The organism is Marinobacter sp. NFXS9, assembly GCF_040148665.1.
In the GTDB taxonomy this organism is placed as follows: Bacteria; Pseudomonadota; Gammaproteobacteria; order Pseudomonadales; family Oleiphilaceae; genus Marinobacter_A; species Marinobacter_A mangrovi.
The window spans coordinates 118,680-138,598 of record NZ_JAGDDW010000004.1; the positions used below are offsets into that span (position 1 = coordinate 118,680).

At 62.1% G+C, this 19,919-nt stretch carries 15 protein-coding genes; 8 read left to right on the forward strand and 7 right to left on the reverse strand.

Annotated features, from left to right (window positions below; genetic code table 11):
* Window positions 1-182: 182 nt before the first annotated feature.
* From J3364_RS08455 to J3364_RS08475, 5 genes are all read right to left on the reverse strand, one after another.
* Window positions 183-1,985 carry an acyl-CoA dehydrogenase gene (locus tag J3364_RS08455; protein ID WP_349557939.1) on the reverse strand — a complete coding sequence of 601 codons (1,803 nt, stop codon included), beginning with the start codon at window positions 1,983-1,985 and terminating at the stop codon, window positions 183-185.
* 178 nt (window positions 1,986-2,163) lie between these two features.
* Complete coding sequence (locus J3364_RS08460) at window positions 2,164-3,348, reverse strand: acetyl-CoA C-acyltransferase (protein WP_349557940.1); 1,185 nt, start codon at window positions 3,346-3,348, stop codon at window positions 2,164-2,166.
* Window positions 3,349-3,434: 86 nt separating this feature from the next.
* Window positions 3,435-5,528, reverse strand: coding sequence for a 3-hydroxyacyl-CoA dehydrogenase NAD-binding domain-containing protein (locus J3364_RS08465; RefSeq protein WP_349557941.1), 2,094 nt, complete (start codon window positions 5,526-5,528; stop codon window positions 3,435-3,437).
* Window positions 5,529-5,825: 297 nt separating this feature from the next.
* A complete protein-coding gene (locus J3364_RS08470) occupies window positions 5,826-6,641 on the reverse strand; it encodes an IclR family transcriptional regulator (RefSeq protein ID WP_349557942.1) in 816 nt (271 codons plus the stop codon).
* Between the two features lie 367 nt (window positions 6,642-7,008).
* Complete coding sequence (locus J3364_RS08475) at window positions 7,009-8,355, reverse strand: hypothetical protein (RefSeq protein WP_349557943.1); 1,347 nt, start codon at window positions 8,353-8,355, stop codon at window positions 7,009-7,011.
* Window positions 8,356-8,537: 182 nt separating this feature from the next.
* Here J3364_RS08475 and J3364_RS08480 point away from each other — a divergent pair, with 182 nt between their 5' ends.
* The 5 genes from J3364_RS08480 to modC all read left to right on the forward strand — a co-directional run bounded on the left by J3364_RS08480 (window position 8,538) and on the right by modC (window position 13,056).
* The gene (locus tag J3364_RS08480; RefSeq protein WP_349557944.1) at window positions 8,538-9,743 is read left to right on the forward strand and encodes a 3-oxoadipyl-CoA thiolase; all 1,206 of its coding nucleotides are present in this window, start codon (window positions 8,538-8,540) and stop codon (window positions 9,741-9,743) included.
* Between the two features lie 285 nt (window positions 9,744-10,028).
* Window positions 10,029-10,412 carry a winged helix-turn-helix domain-containing protein gene (locus J3364_RS08485; RefSeq protein WP_349557945.1) on the forward strand — a complete coding sequence of 128 codons (384 nt, stop codon included), beginning with the start codon at window positions 10,029-10,031 and terminating at the stop codon, window positions 10,410-10,412.
* A gap of 69 nt (window positions 10,413-10,481) precedes the next feature.
* Window positions 10,482-11,258: a molybdate ABC transporter substrate-binding protein gene (gene modA / locus J3364_RS08490; protein WP_349557947.1), complete on the forward strand. Its 777-nt coding sequence runs from the start codon at window positions 10,482-10,484 to the stop codon at window positions 11,256-11,258.
* Between the two features lie 6 nt (window positions 11,259-11,264).
* On the forward strand, window positions 11,265-11,963 hold the full coding sequence (gene modB, locus J3364_RS08495; RefSeq protein ID WP_349557948.1) for a molybdate ABC transporter permease subunit: 699 nt from the start codon (window positions 11,265-11,267) through the stop codon (window positions 11,961-11,963).
* Window positions 11,953-13,056: a molybdenum ABC transporter ATP-binding protein gene (gene modC, locus J3364_RS08500; protein ID WP_349557949.1), complete on the forward strand. Its 1,104-nt coding sequence runs from the start codon at window positions 11,953-11,955 to the stop codon at window positions 13,054-13,056. The genes modB and modC overlap by 11 nt, the downstream gene beginning before the upstream one ends.
* A gap of 155 nt (window positions 13,057-13,211) precedes the next feature.
* On the opposite strand, the gene J3364_RS08505 is transcribed toward modC, so the two are convergent.
* Entirely contained in the window at window positions 13,212-14,543 is a 1,332-nt protein-coding gene (locus J3364_RS08505; protein ID WP_349557950.1) for a DcaP family trimeric outer membrane transporter, read from the reverse strand.
* 444 nt (window positions 14,544-14,987) lie between these two features.
* Between J3364_RS08505 and J3364_RS08510 the strand changes: the two genes are divergently transcribed.
* From J3364_RS08510 to J3364_RS08520, 3 genes are all read left to right on the forward strand, one after another.
* Window positions 14,988-16,184, forward strand: a complete 1,197-nt coding sequence (locus J3364_RS08510) for an acyl-CoA dehydrogenase family protein (RefSeq protein WP_349557951.1) — start codon at window positions 14,988-14,990, stop codon at window positions 16,182-16,184.
* Window positions 16,185-16,194: 10 nt separating this feature from the next.
* On the forward strand, window positions 16,195-17,337 hold the full coding sequence (locus J3364_RS08515; protein ID WP_349557952.1) for an acyl-CoA dehydrogenase family protein: 1,143 nt from the start codon (window positions 16,195-16,197) through the stop codon (window positions 17,335-17,337).
* A gap of 312 nt (window positions 17,338-17,649) precedes the next feature.
* Window positions 17,650-18,411, forward strand: coding sequence for a class II aldolase/adducin family protein (locus J3364_RS08520; RefSeq protein WP_349557953.1), 762 nt, complete (start codon window positions 17,650-17,652; stop codon window positions 18,409-18,411).
* Between the two features lie 406 nt (window positions 18,412-18,817).
* Here J3364_RS08520 and curA read toward each other — a convergent pair whose 3' ends face one another.
* Window positions 18,818-19,852, reverse strand: a complete 1,035-nt coding sequence (gene curA, locus J3364_RS08525) for an NADPH-dependent curcumin/dihydrocurcumin reductase (protein ID WP_502882490.1) — start codon at window positions 19,850-19,852, stop codon at window positions 18,818-18,820.
* Window positions 19,853-19,919 lie beyond the last annotated feature (67 nt).

A 19,919-nucleotide genomic window follows, 5' to 3' on the forward strand; every position in this document is an offset into this window, starting at 1 on the left:
TCGTCCCAGACTTCCAGTCCGTGCCAGGGACACGAATGGTCACCCTGGCCTACGCTGGAATAGACGGCCGTCCCTGGCCGCTATTCCGACCAGAACGTCCTTGTGCCTCCTCCGGCCAGGGTGACCATTCGCGCCCCGCTAACTTGGGGGGTAAACGCGGCGTCAGGCCCCGACGTCAACTGTTAAAACTCCGATTCCGTCATGTCCAGGGCGGTCGTATCCACCTCGGCCAAAAGTCCGGCCAGTGAGCCGACCCGCGGCAGTTCGTATCGGGCAAAGTAGTCACAGGCCCGCAGCTTTCCGCGGTAGAAGGCTTCCGGTTGCGGACCAGCATTCTCGATACCGGCCAAGGCCGCCTGGGCCTGTCTTAGCCACAGCCAACCCACAACCGTATGACCAAAGGCCTCCAGGTAAAGCGAAGCATTGGCCAACGCGCGCTCGGTGGCACCGGTGGCGCGCACGACGTTGATCGCATCGGTGGCCTCGACCAGTTGGGCGAGCGCCTTGTCCAGCCGGTTCGCGTTGTCCGCCAGCGGCGGCACTTTCTGCGCCTCGGCAATCGTCCGCCGAATGCGCTTGAGCAATGCCCGGTAGTGTTGCCCCTCCGCCTGCATCACCTTGCGGCCCAGCAGGTCCATACCCTGGATGCCGTGAGTGCCCTCGTGGATGGGGTTCAACCGGTTGTCACGATAGAACTGCTCCACCGGATATTCCCGGGTGTAGCCATACCCCCCATGCACCTGGATCGCCAGGCTGTTGGCCTCCAGGCAGAACTGGGACGGCCAGGATTTGATCAGCGGTGTCAGCAGATCCAGCAGACCGGCGGCTTCTTTCCTGTCGACCTCGTTCTCGGCAAATTTCTTTTCATCGACCAGGCGAGCGCCTTCCAGGCACAGGGACAAGCCGCCCTCGACATAGGCTTTCTGAGTCAGAAGCATACGACGGATATCCGCGTGGCGGGTCAACGGCACCTGCCCGGTGTTCGGATCCTTCTCGCCCATGGGGCGGCCCTGTTTGCGGTCGCGGGCGTAGTCCAGCGCGTGCAGGTAGCCGGTATAGCCCAACATCACGGCGCCGAGGCCAACGCCAATGCGCGCCTCGTTCATCATGTGGAACATCGCCGCCAGCCCTTTGTGGGGTTCGCCCACGAGATAGCCCACGGCACCGTTCTTTTCCCCGAAGTTGAGCATGGTGGACGTGGTGCCACGATAGCCCATCTTGTGGATCAACCCGGCCAGCGCCACATCGTTGCGCTCACCCAGCGAGCCGTCATCGTTCACCAGGATCTTGGGCACCAGGAACAGGGAAATGCCCTTCACGCCCGCCGGCGCGTCCGGCAGTCGACCCAGCACCATGTGCACGATGTTCTCGCTCAGCTCGTGGTCACCGGCGGAGATGAATATCTTGTTGCCTTTCAGGCGATAGCTGCCGTCGCCAGCCGGCTCGGCCCGGGTTTTCAGATCGCCCAGTGATGAGCCGGCATGGGGCTCGGTCAGGCACATGGTGCCGAAGAAGCGCCCCGCCAGCATAGGACGGGCGTAGCGTTCCTTTTGCTCCTCGCTGCCGTGCGCCAGGATCAGGTTGGCGGCGGCGATGGTCAGGCCGGCATAGCCCTGGGTGCCGACATTGGCGCCCTTGAGCAGGCCCACGCACATCTGCGCGACCACGGCGGGCAACTGCATCCCGCCCAGCTCGTAATCCTGGCCCGCGGCCATCAGGCCGGTCTCGCGCAGCACGTCCAGCGCCTTTTTCACTTCCGGGCGCATCTCGACCCGGCCGCTCTCGAAGGTCGGCTCTTCTTCATCGACCAGGCGGGCATGGGGCGCGAATTCCTCCGCGGCCACCTTCAGCGCCAGATCCAGTGCCGCCTCGAGGGTATCGCGGCTGTGATCGGCGTAGCGGTCGTATTGGAGGACGTCTTCCGTCTGGTGCAGTTCGAACAGTTGGAAGGCGAGATCGTGGGGATTGATGATGCGCTGCTGCATGGCGTTGACCTGTTGTTTTTGGTGTTGCTGCGGGTTTGGAGTTGTCTGCTCCCCCTCTCCCCCAGCCCCTCTCCCTCCAGGGGCGAGGGGAGCTCATGACGCCAACTCGAGGTTCAAGCTCCCTCTCCCCTGGAGGGAGAGGGTTGGGGAGAGGGGGACGGCGGCTAGCACCGAGGCCTCAAACGACCTCAAACAACCCGGCCGCCCCCTGACCACCACCAATGCACATGGTGACCACCACATACTTGGCGCCGCGGCGCTTGCCTTCGATCAGCGCGTGGCCGGTCAGACGGGAACCGGTGACGCCGTAGGGGTGACCGATCGAGATCGAGCCGCCGTTGACGTTCAGCTTCTCCATCGGGATACCCAGACGATCGCGGCAGTAGACCACCTGCGACGCAAACGCTTCGTTCAGCTCCCACAGGTCGATGTCGTCCATGGTCAGGCCGGTGCGCTCCAACAGACGCGGGATCGCAAAGACAGGGCCGATGCCCATTTCATCCGGCTCGCAGCCGGCGACGGCGAAGCCGCGGAAGATGCCCATCGGTTCGATGTTGTTCTTCTCGGCGTAGGTGCTGTCCATGACCAGACACGCCGAGGCGCCGTCGGACAGCTGGCTGGCGTTGCCGGCGGTGACGAACTGGTCATCGCCGCGTACCGGGTTCAAGCCGGCCAGGCCTTCCAGCGTGGTGTTGGGACGGTTGCACTCGTCTTTGGTGAGCGTGACCTGCTTTTCGCTGACCTCGCCGGTCTCCTTGTCCTTCACCAGCATGGTGGCGTCGTAGGGGACGATCTCGTCATCGAACTTACCGGCTTCCTGCGCGGCCGCGGTGCGCTGCTGACTGATCAGGGAATACTCGTCCTGCGCTTCACGGCTGACGCCATAGCGCTGGGCCACGATGTCAGCGGTTTCGATCATAGACAGGTACAGTTCCGGCTTGTTCTGCATCAGCCATTCGTTGGTGGCGTGGAACTGGTTGATCTTGTCGTTCTGCACCAGGCTGATGGACTCGACGCCGCCGGCGACCATGGCCGGGACCTTCTCGGACAGCACCCGCTGGGACGCCAGCGCGATGGACTGCAGACCGGAGCTGCAGAAGCGGTTGATGGACAGGCCGGCCGTGGTGACCGGCAGACCGGCGCGGACCGCCGCCAGGCGGGCCATGTTCTTGCCCTGGGCGCCTTCGTGGAAAGTGGCGCCCAGGATCACGTCCTCGACAATGGCGGGATCTATCCCGGCACGCTGGACCGCGTGCTGGATCACATGACCGGCCAGGTCGACGCTGTGGGTGTTGTTCAGGGCGCCCCGGTAGGATTTGCCCAGACCGGTGCGGGCGGTGGAGACGATAACGGCATCTGACATGAGAGCCTCCTGGGAAGCGTTTTCTGTTTGTTAGCGTGAAACGCGCTACCCGGGGGATAGCGCGTTGTCGTTGTTGGCTTGGGAAATCAGAGGCTGCCGAAGGTCTTGCCTTCGCTGGCCAAGCGCTCCAGCAGAGCGGCCGGCTTCCACTGATCGCCACCGAGGGTGTCGTGGAAGCGTTTGACCGTGTCGTAGATTTCCTTCACACCCACTTGGTCAGCCCAGAACATCGGACCACCGCGGTAGGCCGGGAAGCCGTATCCGTAGATCCAGACGATATCCACATCCAGGGCGCGGGCGGCGATGCCCTCTTCCAGGATCTTGGCGCCTTCGTTGATCATCACGTACATGCAGCGCTCGAGGATTTCCTGGTCGCTGATCTCGCGCGGCTCGATGCCCTGCTCCTTGCGGAACTCGGCGATCAGCGCGTCGACCTTCGGATCCACCACCGGCTTGCGGCTGCCTTCTTCGTAGAGATAGACACCGGCCTGGGTTTTCTGGCCCAGTCGGCCTTCTTCCGCCAGCTTGTCCATCCAGCTTGCCGGGACGTCCTCACCCGCCTTGCGGCGCTCTTCACGGATGCGGTAGCCCACGTCGATACCGGCCAGGTCGGACATGGCAAACTGCCCCATGGGGAAGCCCAGGTCGGTCAGCACCTTGTCCACCTGCTGCGGGGACGCGCCTTCGTTGACCAGTTTGGTGGCTTCGGCGCCGCGCTGGTGCAGCATGCGGTTGCCGACGAAGCCGTAGCAGTTGCCCACCAGCACGCCGACTTTCTTGATGCGCTTGGCCACGGCCATGACGGTCGCCTTCACGTCGTCCGCCGTCTGGCTGCCGCAGACGTTTTCCAGCAGCTTCATGACGTTGGCCGGGCTGAAGAAGTGCATACCCACCACGTCCTGCGGACGGCTGGTGGCGGAGGCAATCTCGTCGATGTCCAGGGTGGAGGTGTTGGAGGCCAGGATGGCGCCCGGTTTGCAGACCTTGTCCAGCGTGCCGAAGATGTCTTTCTTCACACCCATGTTCTCGAACACGGCCTCGATCACCAGGTCGACGTCGGCGAAATCGTCATAGGCCAGGGTCGGCTGGATCAGCGCCATGCGCTCTTCCACCTGGGCCTGGGTGATGCGGCCTTTCTTGGCGGTGTTCTCGTAGTTGCGGCGGATAATCGCCAGGCCCTTGTCCAGGGCCTCCTGCTTCACTTCCAGCAGGCGCACCGGGATGCCAACGTTGGCGAAGTTCATGGCAATACCGCCGCCCATGGTGCCGGCGCCAATGATGCCTACGCTGTTGACGTCACGGACCGGGGTGTTCTTGGGCAGACCCGGCACCTTGGACACCTCACGTTCGGCGAAGAAGGCGTGCACCAGACCGGCACGCTGCGGCGATTCCATACATTCCATGAACAGCTCGCGCTCGCGCTTCATGCCATCGGCGAACGGCAGCTGGAACGCGGCTTCCACCGCATCCACACACTTGAACGGAGAGAAGAGGCCGCGGGCCTTCTTCTGCAAGCCGGCACGATACTGATCGAAAATCTCGCTGCCTTTCTCGGCGTCGACCTTGTCATTCAGGTCGCGAACCCGACGCACCGGCTTACCGTCGTCGATCACTTTCTGCGCGAACGCTAGGCCCACAGCTTTCACATCGCTGCCAGCTTCCACGGCATCGACAATGCCGTTCTGCAGGGCTTCGGCCGCGGAGGCAAAGTTACCGGAGGTGATCATGTCCAGGGAGACCTGGGCACCGGCCAGACGCGGCAGGCGCTGGGTCCCGCCGGCACCCGGCAGCAGGCCGAGCTTCACTTCCGGCAGCCCCACCTTGGCGCTGTCCAGCGCGACGCGGTAGTGACAGCCCAGAGCCATTTCCAGGCCGCCGCCCAGGGCGGTGCCATGGATGGCCGCAATGATCGGTTTGTCGGAGCTTTCAAAGGTCTCGACTACTGAGGGCAGTCCCGGTTCCTGCATCGGCTTGCCAAACTCGCGGATGTCGGCGCCGGCGATAAACGTACGGCCTTCGCAGACCAGCAGCAGCGCCTTGGCTTCCGCATCCTGCTGCCCCTGTTCTAGCGCAGCCAGCAGACCGGAGCGCACGGCATGACCGAGGGCGTTAACCGGTGGGTAGTTCACGGTGATGACGCCGACGGCGCCTTCGCGTTGATAGGTGACGACCTCTGACATAGCGTTCTCCTTATACGTGTCCAAACGCTTTTCTATGGAATGCAGTTTTATTAAGCGAAACTTGAGGACGATTTAAACCATTTTCGACGGATGTTTCAACAGCAAATTGAGACAGGACGTCGATGGACGGTTCCAAACGGCGGGTCATCCGAAAGGGTAGTCGGTCGGGATCCCGTTAGAGAAAAGGGGACAATGCGGTGCAGGACACGCCTGCTGGAGGGATCCGGAGAAATGCGGGCATAAAAAAACCGCAGGCCTGGACCTGCGGTTTTGTCTTTCCGGTGACTCGAGGACGCGTCAGACGCCCAGCGCCTCGATGTCGCTTGCCAGCATCGCCAGCTGATGGGCAATGGATTCGCGCAGCTTCTCGCCGGAAATAAGGTAAGAGGGCGCCGCGCAGGTGAGGACCATGATCGTGCCGTCTTCCAGGTGAACCGGCACACCGGCGGAATTGATGTTGCGGTCCCACTCACCCAGGGACAGACAGAACCCGGAGGTCTTGTACTCTTCCATGGCGCGTTCCAGGCCCTCTTTCTTCTCCGGCCACTGGTCGCCGTACTTCTTGGCCATGCCGTCCATCAGGATTTTGCGGCCGCTGTCGCTGATCGCAGCGCAGTAGGCGCGACCGGCAGACGTCGTCGCCATCGGCAGGCGCAGGCCGATTTCCATGCGCAGCAGCGTGGCTTCCGGCGGCATGCGGTTTTCCACATAGATCATATGCAGGCGATCGTGACAGGTCAGGCCTACAGACATGTTGGTCCGACGCGCGAACTCGTCCATGTAGGGCTTGGCCAGCTGACGCACCTTCAGGTTCGACACGTAGGCGTAACCCAACGCCAGAACGCCCGAACTGAGCTGGTACTTCTCCAGCAGCGGGTTGTAGCTCAAATAGCCCAGTTTGGTCAGGGTGTAGGTCATCCGCGATACGGTCGGCTTGGGCAGGCCGGTCAGACGCGCAATGTCCTGGTTGCCGAGGATCACCGATCCCTGGCTGAACGCCCGGAGCACATCCAGACCGCGAGACAGAGCCTCCACGAATTTACGATCCTTCTCAGGGCCCGTCGGCTTGCCGTCGAGGCTCAGCTCTGCCTTGAACTTTTCTTTTGCTGTCATAAGTCGCCTTGTGTTCCCCACAGCTACAGCATGGACGCTGAAACGACACCCTGTCGCGACAGGCGCCACACCGACTCTGTTCGATGACCACCAGAGGATTACCGCCTCATGGCTCCACCGTCCAGCAGCTCCAGTGAGTCACGTGCTCCGAAGTTTGGAAATTTGTCCTATTTTACGGTGAGTCCGATTCAAGTACCACCGACTTTTAATCAAAAGTCGTGCCAAAGATGAAACACTCTTCCCTTTTGTTTCATTACGATTCCATCAAAGAGCATCTGCGATACATAAATCGCTATTGCCGACACTTCATTCTGTTATGCGAAACAGATTAGCTGACTTTAACAACCTTTCCAGTCCGGCAATTCCCCTACGCCACCCGCAGCGTCTGGCACACCCAGAGGAACGCCAGCATCAGGGGCACGGCGATGAGTGCATAACGCCCATTCCAGCCAAACGCCACCACCCATCGGGAAATCTTGCCAAACCGGGACAGCAGCATCACCGACGGCCCGAAGGGCGAGAGCATCATCGCGAGAGAGAAGCCGATGACCAGTGCCACGGCCACCAGCAAGGGCTCCAAACCGGTCGCCACCAGTTGCCCCAACAGCCCGGACAGGAAACTGAGCACTGTAATCGGGGCAATGCCCACGGCCGCAAAAGCCGGCAGAATCAGCACGCCGGCCGCGACCAGCATGAACTCACTGGCGCGGCCGTCGATCAGCTTCGCCAACGCCTCCGGCGGCACCTGGCTCGACAGGGCGATGCCCAACGCCGCCGAGGCGGCAAAAATACAGATCTCGTTGTGCAGCCCCGCCATGTTCTCGGTGACTTCGGCGACCACGGGCTGGATTCGCCCTTCCCGATGCCACATATACAGCCCGGTCACCGCCGGTACCGCCAGCATGGCGGCTCGGGACACATTCAGCGGCGTCAACAGCACCAGCAGGGCCATCAGCCCAAACACCGCACAGACCACCATCAGCAACCGGCCGCTTCCCGGGGGCCAGCCCTCCAGCCGGGTACGCTCGGCGCTGACCTGACTGAATCGCCGGTACTCCAGGGACCAGCCCACGGCGATCAACAGCAAGGCCGCACAGAGACTGAACGGAATCAGTTGCGACCAGGTCAGCGTCGTCACTTCCCGGGTAATGATCGCCACCGCCACACTGGTGGGCGCCACCAATGGCACCAGGGCAAAACCGCGCAGGGTGCTGGTGAGGACCGACCGCAACCAGCGCAGCCGCGCGTCGCCGGTGATGCCCCGCTGGTCCAGCGTTTCGGAGAGCGCGCCGCAGAGCAGGTTCATCACGCCAAAGTTGAGGACCGAGGCAATGCCACAACTGGTCAGGGCGTATTTCGGATACAGCCAGCCCGGACGACCGCCGAGCAAGACATCGTGAATCCGCCGCAGCACCTCAAACCGGCGCACCAGACACTGCATGGTGCCCAGACTGCCCAGGAAGGCCCCGTAAAAAGCCGCAGCCCGCGCCGAATCGGCCAACTCCGCCGCCGACAGGTGACCGGACATCGTCAACCCGGCCAGCACGACAACGGTAATCAGCATCAGGTAGCGGGCGTAGCCTTCCAGACGTGGGATATGCAGTAGGAAATAGAGCAGGAAGACACCGCCTGACAGGAGACTCAGGGTGTTGAAGCCGGTCAACAACGCCAACAATTCACAGACCACCGCAAACGCCAGGAAATACCCTGTCATAACCGGCCCCTGGCCGTCGCTGTCTGCGCTTGCATTCGATTGGCCTCCGCTTTAATCTAAATCAATTACAAAACTTAGTTTCGTTTAGCGAAACTTGAGTAACATTTACAGTAACATTTTTGCCGACACAAGCCCCGCACCGAATCAAAACACCGGGCCGGGCATAGAGGATGGGAGATGCCATGTCCGCTTATATCTACGACGGCCTGAGAACCCCGTTTGGACGCCACGCCGGCGCCCTGGCCAAGGTCCGGCCGGATGACCTGCTGGCCAGCGTGATCCAGGCCGTGATCGAACGGAACGATTTCGACAAGGCACTCTATGAAGACGTGATCGCCGGCTGCACCAACCAGGCCGGGGACGACGCCCGCAACATTGCCCGTCATGCCGGCCTGATGGCCGGGCTGCCGGTGGAAGCCGGCGGGCTGACGGTCAACCGCCTCTGCGGCTCCGGTCTGGCCGCCATCATCGACGCGGCCCGCGCCATCCGTTGCGACGAGGGCGAGCTGTTTGTGGCCGGCGGCGCGGAGAGCATGAGCCGGGCGCCGTTTGTCATGGCCAAGGGCGAAACCCCCTACAGTCGGGACTTCCGCATGTTCGACAGCACCATCGGCGCGCGCTTTCCCAACCCGCGGGTCGAGAACGAGTTCGGCAACGACACCATGCCCCAGACGGCGGACAACATCGCCCGCGAACTGGACCTGTCCCGGGACGCCGTCGACCGCTTCGCCGCCCAGAGCCAGGCCCGTTATGACGCGGCGCTGAAAGACGGCTTCTACGATGAGGAAATTCTGAGCATCGAAGTGCCGCAGGGTCGCAAGAAGCCCCCGGTCACCGTAGACAGGGACGAACACCCGCGCCCGCAATCCAACCTGGAAGCCCTGTCCGGACTACGCACGCTGTTCGAGGGTGGCGTGGTCACCGCCGGCAATGCCTCCGGCGTCAACGACGGCGCGGCGGCGCTGATCATCGGTTCCCGGGAAGCCGGCGAAAAGGCGGGCGTCCGTCCGCGTGCGCGGATCGTGTCCGGCGCGATCGCTGGTGTCTCGCCCCGGGTGATGGGCTACGGCCCGGTCCCGGCCAGCGAAAAGGCCCTGGCCCGCGCCGGCCTGACCATGGCCGACATGGACGTGATCGAGATCAACGAAGCCTTTGCCGCCCAGGTGCTCGGCTGCACCACCCGGCTGGGCATCGACCCGACCGATTCCCGCCTGAACCCGAACGGTGGCGCCATCGCCGTCGGTCACCCGCTGGGCGCCTCCGGCGCCCGCATCGCCCTCACCGCCGCCCGCCAGTTGGAACGCACCGGCGGGCGCTATGCGCTGATCAGTATGTGTATTGGCGTCGGCCAGGGGATCGCGGCGGTGATTGAGCGGGTCGCGGATTGAGTAAAATCAAACCCGCAACTTATTTCCTGAGCGTTATCCCCGGGATTTCCGGGAGCGGATGCACAGCCTTGCCGGAGGAGGGACAGGGACGTCCCGATCGTATTAGCCGGCCATGAATGGCCGTCTAATACAGCGCAGGCAAGGCTGTGCATCCGCTCCCCTGCACGAGCCTGAAACACGCCTCAATCAAAGGCATCCTTTACCAAGCCGATCCGTGCAGCATCTCAACCTGTTTATCCACTTCCATCCGTGTTAGAACCAACCATTTCCAACTCGGATCCCCCCATGACCCGTACCCTGCACCAACAACCCCGCTTCCAGCTCCGCCTGGTCTCCGGCAAAGACGTGGTGATCGGACCAGGCAAGGCCGACCTGCTGGACGCCATCGGCCGCACCGGTTCCATATCAAGCGCCACCCGCGAGATGGGGTTGAGCTACAAGAAAGCCTGGCAACTGATCAACACCATGAACGAGCATTTCGCCGAGCCCGTCATCACCACGGTGTCCGGCGGCAGCCAGCGCGGGGGCGCCGAACTGACGGACTTTGGCCGCCAGGTGCTGGCCCAATACCGCGCGCTGCAGGCAAAACTGGCCAACGAAGCCACCGTAGAAACCGAGGCGCTGCTGGGCATGCTGGCGCCGGACGCTGATCCGGATCAACCGCAATAACTTGGCGCTAACCCACTGAAAGGCTATAGTGATTCCCGTTATTTCCATTTATACATAACGGATTCCGACATGCCCGTTCGCGCCCTGCTGCTTGTTCTCGCCGGCCTCCTGACGACCACCTCCACGTTCGCCGCCACCCGCATCAACGTCTACGCCGCCGCGTCCCTGACTGACGCCATGGATGCCGTCGCGGAGGCCTACGCATCCACTCACGATGTCGACATCGTCCCGGTCTATGCCTCGTCCTCCATTTTGGCCCGGCAGATCGCCAATGGCGCACCGGCCGACCTGTATTTCTCGGCCAACGAAAGATGGATGGACTGGCTGGCCGAACAGGATATCGAGTTGAACGAACGCGGCGACCTGCTGCAGAACCGCCTGGCCCTGATTGCCCCGAAGGACAGCCCGGTCAACCGCTTCACTCCGGGTGGCGGCAAACCCATCGTCTCGCTTTTGCATAAAGGAGAGCGCGTTTCCGTCGGCGATCCGGCGCATGTCCCGGCCGGCATCTACGCCAGGCAGGCCCTGCAGAGCCTGGGCGAATGGGACGCCCTGAAGGACCGGCTGGCCCGGGGCGACAACGTGCGCGCTGCCCTTGCCCTGGTGGAACGGGGCGAAACGCCGGTCGGCATCGTCTACCAGACCGACGCCCGGGCCAGCCACGCCGTCCGCCAACTGGGCCTGTTCCCGGAAGACAGCCACAAGACCATCACCTACCCGGCCGCCCTGATCGGCGCGGCCCGCAGCCGCGCCCTGGCCGACTTTCGCCAGTGGCTGGCCGGCCCCGAGGCGATGGCCCTCTTCCAGCGTTTCGGCTTCTCGCCGATGCCCGCCAAGGGGAACTGACACCCCATGCTGAGTGCCGCCGAATGGGATGCTATCCGCATCAGCCTGCAGGTTGCCGGCAGTGCCGTCCTATGGATTCTGATCCCCGGTATCGCCCTGGCCTGGCTGATGGCGCGTCGGGATTTTCCCAGCAAATCGGTACTGGATGGTCTGTTGCACCTGCCGCTGGTCCTTCCGCCGGTGGTGGTCGGCTACCTGCTGCTGATCGCCCTCGGGCGGCGGGGCTTCATCGGTCAATGGCTCGACCAGACTTTCAGCATCCAACTGCCGTTTACCTGGCAGGGCGCCGCCGTCGCCGCCGGGGTGATGGCCTTCCCCCTGCTGGTGCGCTCGGTCCGGCTATCGCTGGAAGCCGTGGACACGCAGCTGGAGGCCGCCGCCAGCACCTTGGGCGCCAGCCGTTGGCGCGTGTTCCGCACCATCACACTGCCGCTCACCCTGCCCGGCCTGTTGACCGGCGCCGTGCTGGCCTTCGCCCGGGCGCTGTCGGAGTTCGGCGCGACGATCACGTTTGCCTCCAATATTCCCGGCGAAACCCGCACCCTGCCGCTCGCGCTCTACACCCTGATCCAGACGCCCGGCGCCGAGGATGCCGCGGCCCGACTGTGCGTCCTGTCCATCGCCATCGCCATGGCATCGCTGATGATATCCGAATGGCTCGCCCGACGAGCCCGGCAACGATTGAGAGGCCGGGATGACGGATAAACCGCTTTCAGCCAACGGGTTGCAGATCCGGATCGACCACTGTCCCGGCAACTTTCATCTGCATACCGAACTGACACTCCCCGCGGATGGCGTGACGGCGCTGTTCGGTGTCTCCGGCAGTGGCAAGACCAGTCTATTGCGGCTCATCGCCGGGCTGGACCGGCCCGATAGCGGGGTTATCTGCCTGGGGGACGACTGCCTGGTGGATACTCACACCGGCGCCTTCCTCCCGCCCCACAAACGGCGTTTAGGCGTGGTCTTTCAGGAAGCCCGCCTGTTCCCGCACTACCGGGTTCGTGGCAACCTGACCTACGGCATGCCCCGACCGGATCCGGAGCGGTTTGCGTCCATTGTCGAATTGCTCGGCATCGACCAGCTGCTGGATCGTTTCCCGGCCACGCTGTCCGGGGGCGAGGCCCGACGCGTCGCGATCGGTCGCGCCTTGCTGAGCGAACCGCGCATGCTGCTGATGGACGAACCGCTGACCGGCCTGGATGGACCGCGCAAGCAGGAGTTACTGGACTTCATTCTGCGCCTGACCCGCGAAATCGCCATTCCCATCCTTTATGTCAGTCACGACCCGGAGGAACTGACGGCCATCGCCGACCACCTGGTCCTGATGCGTGAAGGCCGCGTACTGGCCAATGGCCCCCTGGACGACCTGCTGATGCGTTTCGATCTGACCAGCGAGCTGGGCGGTTTCGATGCGGCTTCCGTGATCGAGGCGGACGTGGCCGCGCAGGATGTCGACTACGGCCTGACGCAACTGGCACTGAACGATGGCCAACGCCTGACCATTCCCGCCGTCGACGCCGACATCGGCGAACGGCTGCGCCTGCGGATTCCGGTCCGCGACGTGGCGCTGGCTCTCGCACCCCACGTTGGCTCCTCCTACCGCAACCAACTGCAGGCAACCATCACCGACACGGCCGTGCTGCCCAATAACCCGACCGCGATCGAAGTCCGGTTGCAGCTGGGGAGCCAGTCGTTGCGAGCACGGTTAACGCGGAAGTCATTCGAGGAAATGGCGCTGGATCCGGGGCAGACCGTGACGGTGCTGGTGAAGACGGTGGCCTTCGCTTTGCGGCGCTGAGACACGAAGGTCAACGCATTATGGCCTTGAGCGTGTCCCTCCCACAAAAAAGCCCCGAGGCAGAGTCGGGGCTAATGGCAAAACAACAGAGTAACCTGAAGGCGGGCCGGTGAATCCGGCCCGTTTAACGCATTTGTCGTTCGTTATATCAGCGCTTAGAAGTTCATCTTCGCGGACGCCATCACCTGCTGGTACTGCTGGCTGCCGCTATCCGCAATGTTGCCGAAGTCCCAGTAGGCGTATTCCACACCCAGCTCAAGCTTCCGGCTGGCCTGCCAGATCAGGTTGACGTGCGCCGACGTCGAGGAATCGAAGTAACTCAGCGTGCCGCTTGGCGAAAACTCAAGGTCATCCACGATCTCGGTATGCGAGCCGACAAAGCTTGAACGCCAGGTCGGGGTCCAGAAGTGTCGATAGGCAACAGTTGCACCGTATGTCGTCAGCGGTTCTACCTTGCCGGCAGCCTGTGCCCCCAGGTCCACATCGGGATAGGTAAACAACCCCATATAACGACCCAGCGCACCATAGCTGTATTGCATGCGCAGATCATCACGTCCGATTGTCGGGATACGAGCACTCAGCGAGACCGCACCAGCCAGTTTCTCGTCATCCGATGCGTCGTCTTCCAGATTGCGCAACATACCGGCAATGGAATAGAAGCCATATTTACCGCGAATCTGGTAGCGCGCCGTTAAGTCCGGATAGGACTGGTCGTCATAGGAAGTGGTTCCGAAGCCGTCTTCCGGGTTCTCCAGCGCCACCATAAGCTTGCCGCCCGGCGCCGCCATGTTGTAGCGGATCATGGGCTGGGTGACATAGATGAAGGCGGCCATTTTGCCCTGGTTCAGGATTTCCGGCAGTGCGGCCAGATCGGTAAAGGTGGTGTAGGTCTGACCAAATTCCCAGCCATTCCAGTTACCGTAGGCCTGGCGCAAGCGCGGCGCGTAGCTGTTGGAAACCACCTCGTTACCCGGGGCGTCATCGCCCTGGTTAAAGTCCATTTCCAGATAGGTCCGCAGGGTATGGCCCACGACGTCATCCGTCTGGGTACCGAAACTGAACCGTGATTCCCGGGCAGAGAACCCGGTCTTCCAGGAATTGTTGCCGGACGCGGCATAGGACGCGAAGTTGCGCGGCAGACCGGTGGAGTAAGTGTTGATGGAACCGTCACCACCTGAGCCGAAAATGGCGTCGGCTTTAATATAGCCACCGAAAGAAATGGTGGTATCACCAATCTTCAGGCCGTCCCCTTCGCGCAGGATATAGGGGTTATCCTCAGTCAGCTCTGGCGCCGAAGCGACCGCACCTTTCAACGACTTTTCCAACTGATCCACCCGCTGGCGCAGCTGCTCCACTTCATCGCTTTGGGCACTTTGGGAATCCTGGGCCAGAGTCGCGGTGGACATCGCTGCCATCAGAGGCAGGCCTGCCAGGGCGATGGCGCGGGTGAGGGGACGTGCTCTGAATGACGCGTTTCTTGTTGTCATTGCAAACCTCGTTTTATCTCTTGTTGTATTCGGAAGCGCTGTGTCCTGCCCGTTTTTGGCGATGCTCTGGGCACCGGGTCGGGACCGGCTTCCTGTGGGATGCGTCTTTGTTTTTGTTACTTCGGCCGGCTTTTAGTTTGTTATTCAACGTTAAGTTTCGCTAAGCGGTATGCAAATAGACATTTATTTCGCTTAGCAACACCAGCTTCCGTAATTCCGAATATAGTCAAACCCGTTTTCATCCACAACCTTTTAAAACTAAATTTTGCTCTTTGACGTATTCCAGGCAACGATTTGGCGCATTCGAGGCGATTGACACGCGCCTAATCATGATTCATCCTTCACTTAATTCTGCTATGCGGTATTTGCTTTCACAATAGACACAAGCGCCAGTGACGGCGTGAACATGTCGACAGACAGAACAATGAACCGAGAGGTTGATCAATGAACATGAACTACACGGCCGACGAACTGGCCTTCCGGGATGAAGTCCGGACCTTCCTCGAGGAGAAACTGCCGGCCGATATTGCTGCCAAGGTCAAAGAAGGCCGTCGGATGAGCCGCGCCGACCACGAGCGCTGGCAACAGATCCTGGTCAAGCAGGGCTGGTACGCCACCCATTGGCCGGAAGAGTACGGTGGTGTGAAATGGACCGCCGTTCAGAAGCACATCTGGGACGAAGAGTCCTGCCGCTACGGCGCGCCCCGCTCGATCCCGTTCGGCGTCAACATGGTCGCCCCGGTGATCATCAAGTTCGGCAGCGAAGAGCAGAAGCAGCATTACCTGCCGCGCATCCTGAGCGGTGAGGACTGGTGGTGTCAGGGTTACTCCGAGCCCGGCTCCGGTTCTGACCTGGCCTCCCTGAAGACCCGTGCGGTGCGCGATGGCGATCATTACATCGTCAACGGCCAGAAGACCTGGACCACCCTGGGTCAGCACGCCAACATGATTTTCTGCCTCGTGCGCACCAACACCGAGGTGAAGGCACAGGAAGGCATCTCCTTCCTGCTGATCGACATGAACACCCCGGGCGTGACCGTCCGTCCGATCATCACTCTGGACGGCGAGCACGAGGTCAACGAAGTCTTTTTCGACGACGTCAAAGTGCCAGTGGAAAACCTCGTGGGTGAAGAGGACAAAGGCTGGACCTACGCCAAGTACCTGCTCACCTACGAGCGCACCGGTCTGGCGGGCATCGGCGCCTCCAAGGCGGCCCTGAGCCACCTGAAAGCCATCGCCGGTCGCCAGAAGAAAAACGGCCGTCCACTGATCGAAGATCCGACCTTCGCCCAGCGCGTGGCCCAGGTGGAAATCGACCTGATGGCCGCCTCCATCAGCAACCTGCGCATCATCGCGTCCGTGGAAGGCGGCGGTGTGCCGGGGGCCGAGAGCTCCATGCTGAAAGTCCGTGGTACGGAACTGCGTCAGGCCATTACCGATCTGTCCCGTCGCGCCCTGGGCCCCTACGCCCAGCCGTTTGTGGAAGAGGAACTGGCCCTGGAATTTGAAGGCGACCACCTGTCCGATCCGGACGGCGCTGCGCTGTCACCGCAGTACTTCAACATGCGCAAGCTGTCGATCTTCGGCGGATCCAACGAGATCCAGAAGAACATTGTCACCAAGATGATTCTCGGACTGTAAGGAGGCACCCATGGACTTCAATCTGAATGAAGAGCAGCAGATGCTGCAGGACACCGTGGCGCGCCTGGTCCGCGGTGAGTACGAATTCGAAAAACGCCTGAGGTACAGTGAAAGCGAGCTGGGCTTCAGCGAGGATTTCTGGAAGCAGTTGGGCGAGCTGGGCCTGTGTGCCGTGCCTTTCCCGGAAGAGCTGGGCGGCTTCGGCGGCTCCGGTGTCGACGTGCAGTCGGTGATGACCGAGCTGGGCCGTGGCCTGTGCCTGGAGCCGTACATGCAGACGGTCGTCCTCGGCGGCGGCCTGATCAGTCAAGCTGGCAGCGACAGCCAGAAAGAGGACTGGCTGAGCCGCATTGCCACCGGCGAGATCAAGATTGCCGTTGGCTTTGATGAGCCCCAGAGCCACTACAATCTGAACGACGTCGAGACCCGCGCCGAGAAATCCGGCAGCGGCTACGTTCTGAACGGTCGCAAGGGCGTCCTGATTGGTGGCCACGCGGCCGACCTGATCCTGGTCTCTGCCCGTACCAGCGGCGACAGCCGCGATGCGGACGGCTTGTCCCTGTTTGCAATTGATCCCAACGCCGAAGGCGTTGAGCGTCGGGTCTACCCGACCATGGACGGCGCCAAGGGCTGTGATGTGTTCCTGAACAACGTCCAGGTCGGTGCCGACGCGCTGATCGGCGAGGAAGGCCAGGCCGGCGCCGCGATCCACTATCAAACCGGTCGCGCCGTAGCCGCACTGTGTGCCGAAGCGGTGGGCGCGATGGAAGAGGCGATCAAGCTGACGCTCGACTACCTCAAAACCCGCAAGCAGTTCGGTGTGCCCATCGGCAAGTTCCAGGTGCTGCAGCACCGCATGGTGGATATGAGCTCCGAACTGGAACAGGCCCGTTCCATGTCGATCCTGGCCGCCAGCGTGGCCAACGACGAGGCCAGCGACGAGCGCGATCGTATCCTGGCCGCGGCCAAGAACGTGATCGGCCGCGCCGGTCAGTTCATCGCCGAGCAGTCCATCCAGCTGCACGGCGGCATCGGCATGACCTGGGAATACAGCCTGGCGCATTACGCCAAGCGTCTGATCATGATCAATCACCAGTTCGGTGATGACGATTTCCACCTGGAAAACTACACGGGCCTGCTGCAGGCCTCGTAACCAGGCACGTTCTCTGTGCGAGGAGCCGGGTCTCAGACATCTTCTGGATGTCATACCCCTTAGAGACCCATTTCGGGGCAGCTTTTGCTGCCCTTTTTTAATCATGGCGGTGACAGGTGGTTTGTAGCCTGCTGAGTTCAGTGCAGGAAGCGAAGGGATGCTCTTGCCTACGTTGCATTAGACGGCCGTCCCTGGCCGGCTAATCCAACCGGGACGTCCCTGTCCCTCCTTCGGCAAGAGCCTCCATTCGCTCCCACAGACTGTTGATATAACGCGACCCGTTCAACCGGCACACCTCATCAAGGAGGCCTTATGCAAGTCCATCAAGAACAAGAGCAAGACAAGGCATTACGGAAGCAGGAATGGCAGGCCCGCTGTGATCTGGCAGCCGCCTATCGTCTGGTGGCGCTGTTTGGCTGGGACGATCTGGTGTTCACGCACCTGTCCGCCCGGGTCCCGGGGCCGGAACATCATTTCCTGATCAATCCCTACGGCCTGCTGTTCCATGAGATCACCGCGTCCTCGCTGGTGAAAGTGGATCAGGACGGCAACGTGGTGGAAGCCGGCGGGCTGGCGCGGGTCAATCCGGCGGGCTTTACCATTCACAGCGCGATTCATATGGGCCGGGACGACGCCGGTGCGGTCATGCACCTGCATGCTTCTGATGGGGTGGCCGTGTCGGCCCATCGTGACGGTCTGCTGCCGCTGAGCCAGACGGCCATGCTGTGCCTGGACCACGTGGCCTATCACAACTACGAGGGCGTTGCCCTGAACCTGGACGAGCGCGAGCGCCTGATCAACGACATGGGCGACAAATCGATGCTGATCCTGCGCAATCACGGCATTCTCACCGCCGGTCACGACGTACCCGAAACCTTCACCTACCTCTATTTCCTGATGAAGGCCTGTGAAATCCAGGTGAAGGCGCAGGCGTGTGGGCCGACCTTCATGCCGTCGGAGGCCGCTATCGAGACTACCCGGGAGCAGTCTCAATCGCTGGGCAAAGCGGCCAAGCTGACCTGGCCGGCGCTGTTGCGGATGCTGGACAGCAAGAACCCGGGGTACGCCGTCTAAGGCGCTCCCGAGGGTGTAGCCGATGCTTCAGCTTCGGAGGAGCCGCCAGGCTCCCGAGTGTAGCTGCAATCGCTTCCCTTTTCTGGAGAATCGGATGGCGTACGACTCCCTCTCCCCTCGCGGGAGAGGGCCGGGGAGAGGGGGAGGCGCCAATCGGCGCCCATTTGTCTCGCTGGAATTCCGGCGAGGCGTTCGCCTCGTCCCCCTCTCTCCAAACCTCTCTCCCTCCAGGGGAGAGAGGCTTACCATGTGCAAACCGGCAACATAGGTAACACCTCAATCCGGGAACATGGGTGACTCAAGTTACGGTATGGGCAAGGAGGATGCCCCCATGCTCTGGAGAGAGGCTTACTACCGTCAGCTCCTGCAATACGCTCTGACGTGTCGGCTATCTTAAAGGCCGATCTCAGACCTTACGGGTCGGATCAGCCGCGACCCGAACCAGCATCTTGCCCCGGTTCCTCCCTTCCAACAGGCCCTGGAACGCACTCACCGCGTTCTCCAGCCCGTCCACGATGTCTTCCTGATACTTGACCTGACCGCTCTGAATCCAGCCCGCCATGTCCTTGAGGAAGTCCGGTTGACGCTCGATGTGGTCGGTCTGGATGAAACCCCGCAACATCAGGCGCTTGACCAGCACCTTGCCCATGAACGGGATCAGGCGGTCCGGCCCTTCCGGCAGTTCGGTCTGGTTGTAGTGGGCGATACGGCCGCAGACCGGAATCCGGGCAAACACATTGACCCGCTTCATGACGGCATCGAACACCTTGCCTCCGACGTTCTCGAAATAGACGTCGATACCGTCCGGGCAGGCCTCGTCCAGCTGCGCTTCGAAGTCATCGTCCTTGTAGTTCACGCAAGCGTCGAAGCCGTAGGCCTCCACCACATGACGGCACTTGTCCTCGGCACCCGCCACGCCGACCACACGACAACCCTTGAGCTTGGCGATCTGACCAACAACCTGCCCAACCGCACCGGCAGCCGCCGACACCACCACGGTCTCGCCCGCTTTCGGCTGCCCCAGATCAAGCAGGCCGACATAGGCCGTGAAACCCGGCATGCCCATCACGCCCACAGCGGTGCTGATGGGCGCGGCCTTCGGATCGAGTTTGCGCAGTGCCATCCCCGGTGCCGTCGAGTAGGCCTGCCAGCCGGCATGGCTGAGCACGATGTCTCCGGGCGCCAGTCCGTCGTAGCGGCTTTCCACCACTTCGCTGACAGTGCCGCCGGTCATCACGTCGCCCACAGCAACTGGGTTGGCGTAAGACGCCGCATCCGACATGCGCCCGCGCATGTAGGGATCGAGCGAGAGGTAGATCGTCTTGAGCAGGACTTCGCCGTCCGCAGGCTCCGGCATAGGCGCTTCCTGCAGGACCAGATGGCTTTCATCCGGCATGCCGGTGGGCCGGGCGGCGAGGATAATCTGCTGATTGGTGGCCATGGTCATATTCTCCTCTGAGGGTGATGCCAAACCGGTTGCACGCGGCGATTCGGTTGGCGACAATGAA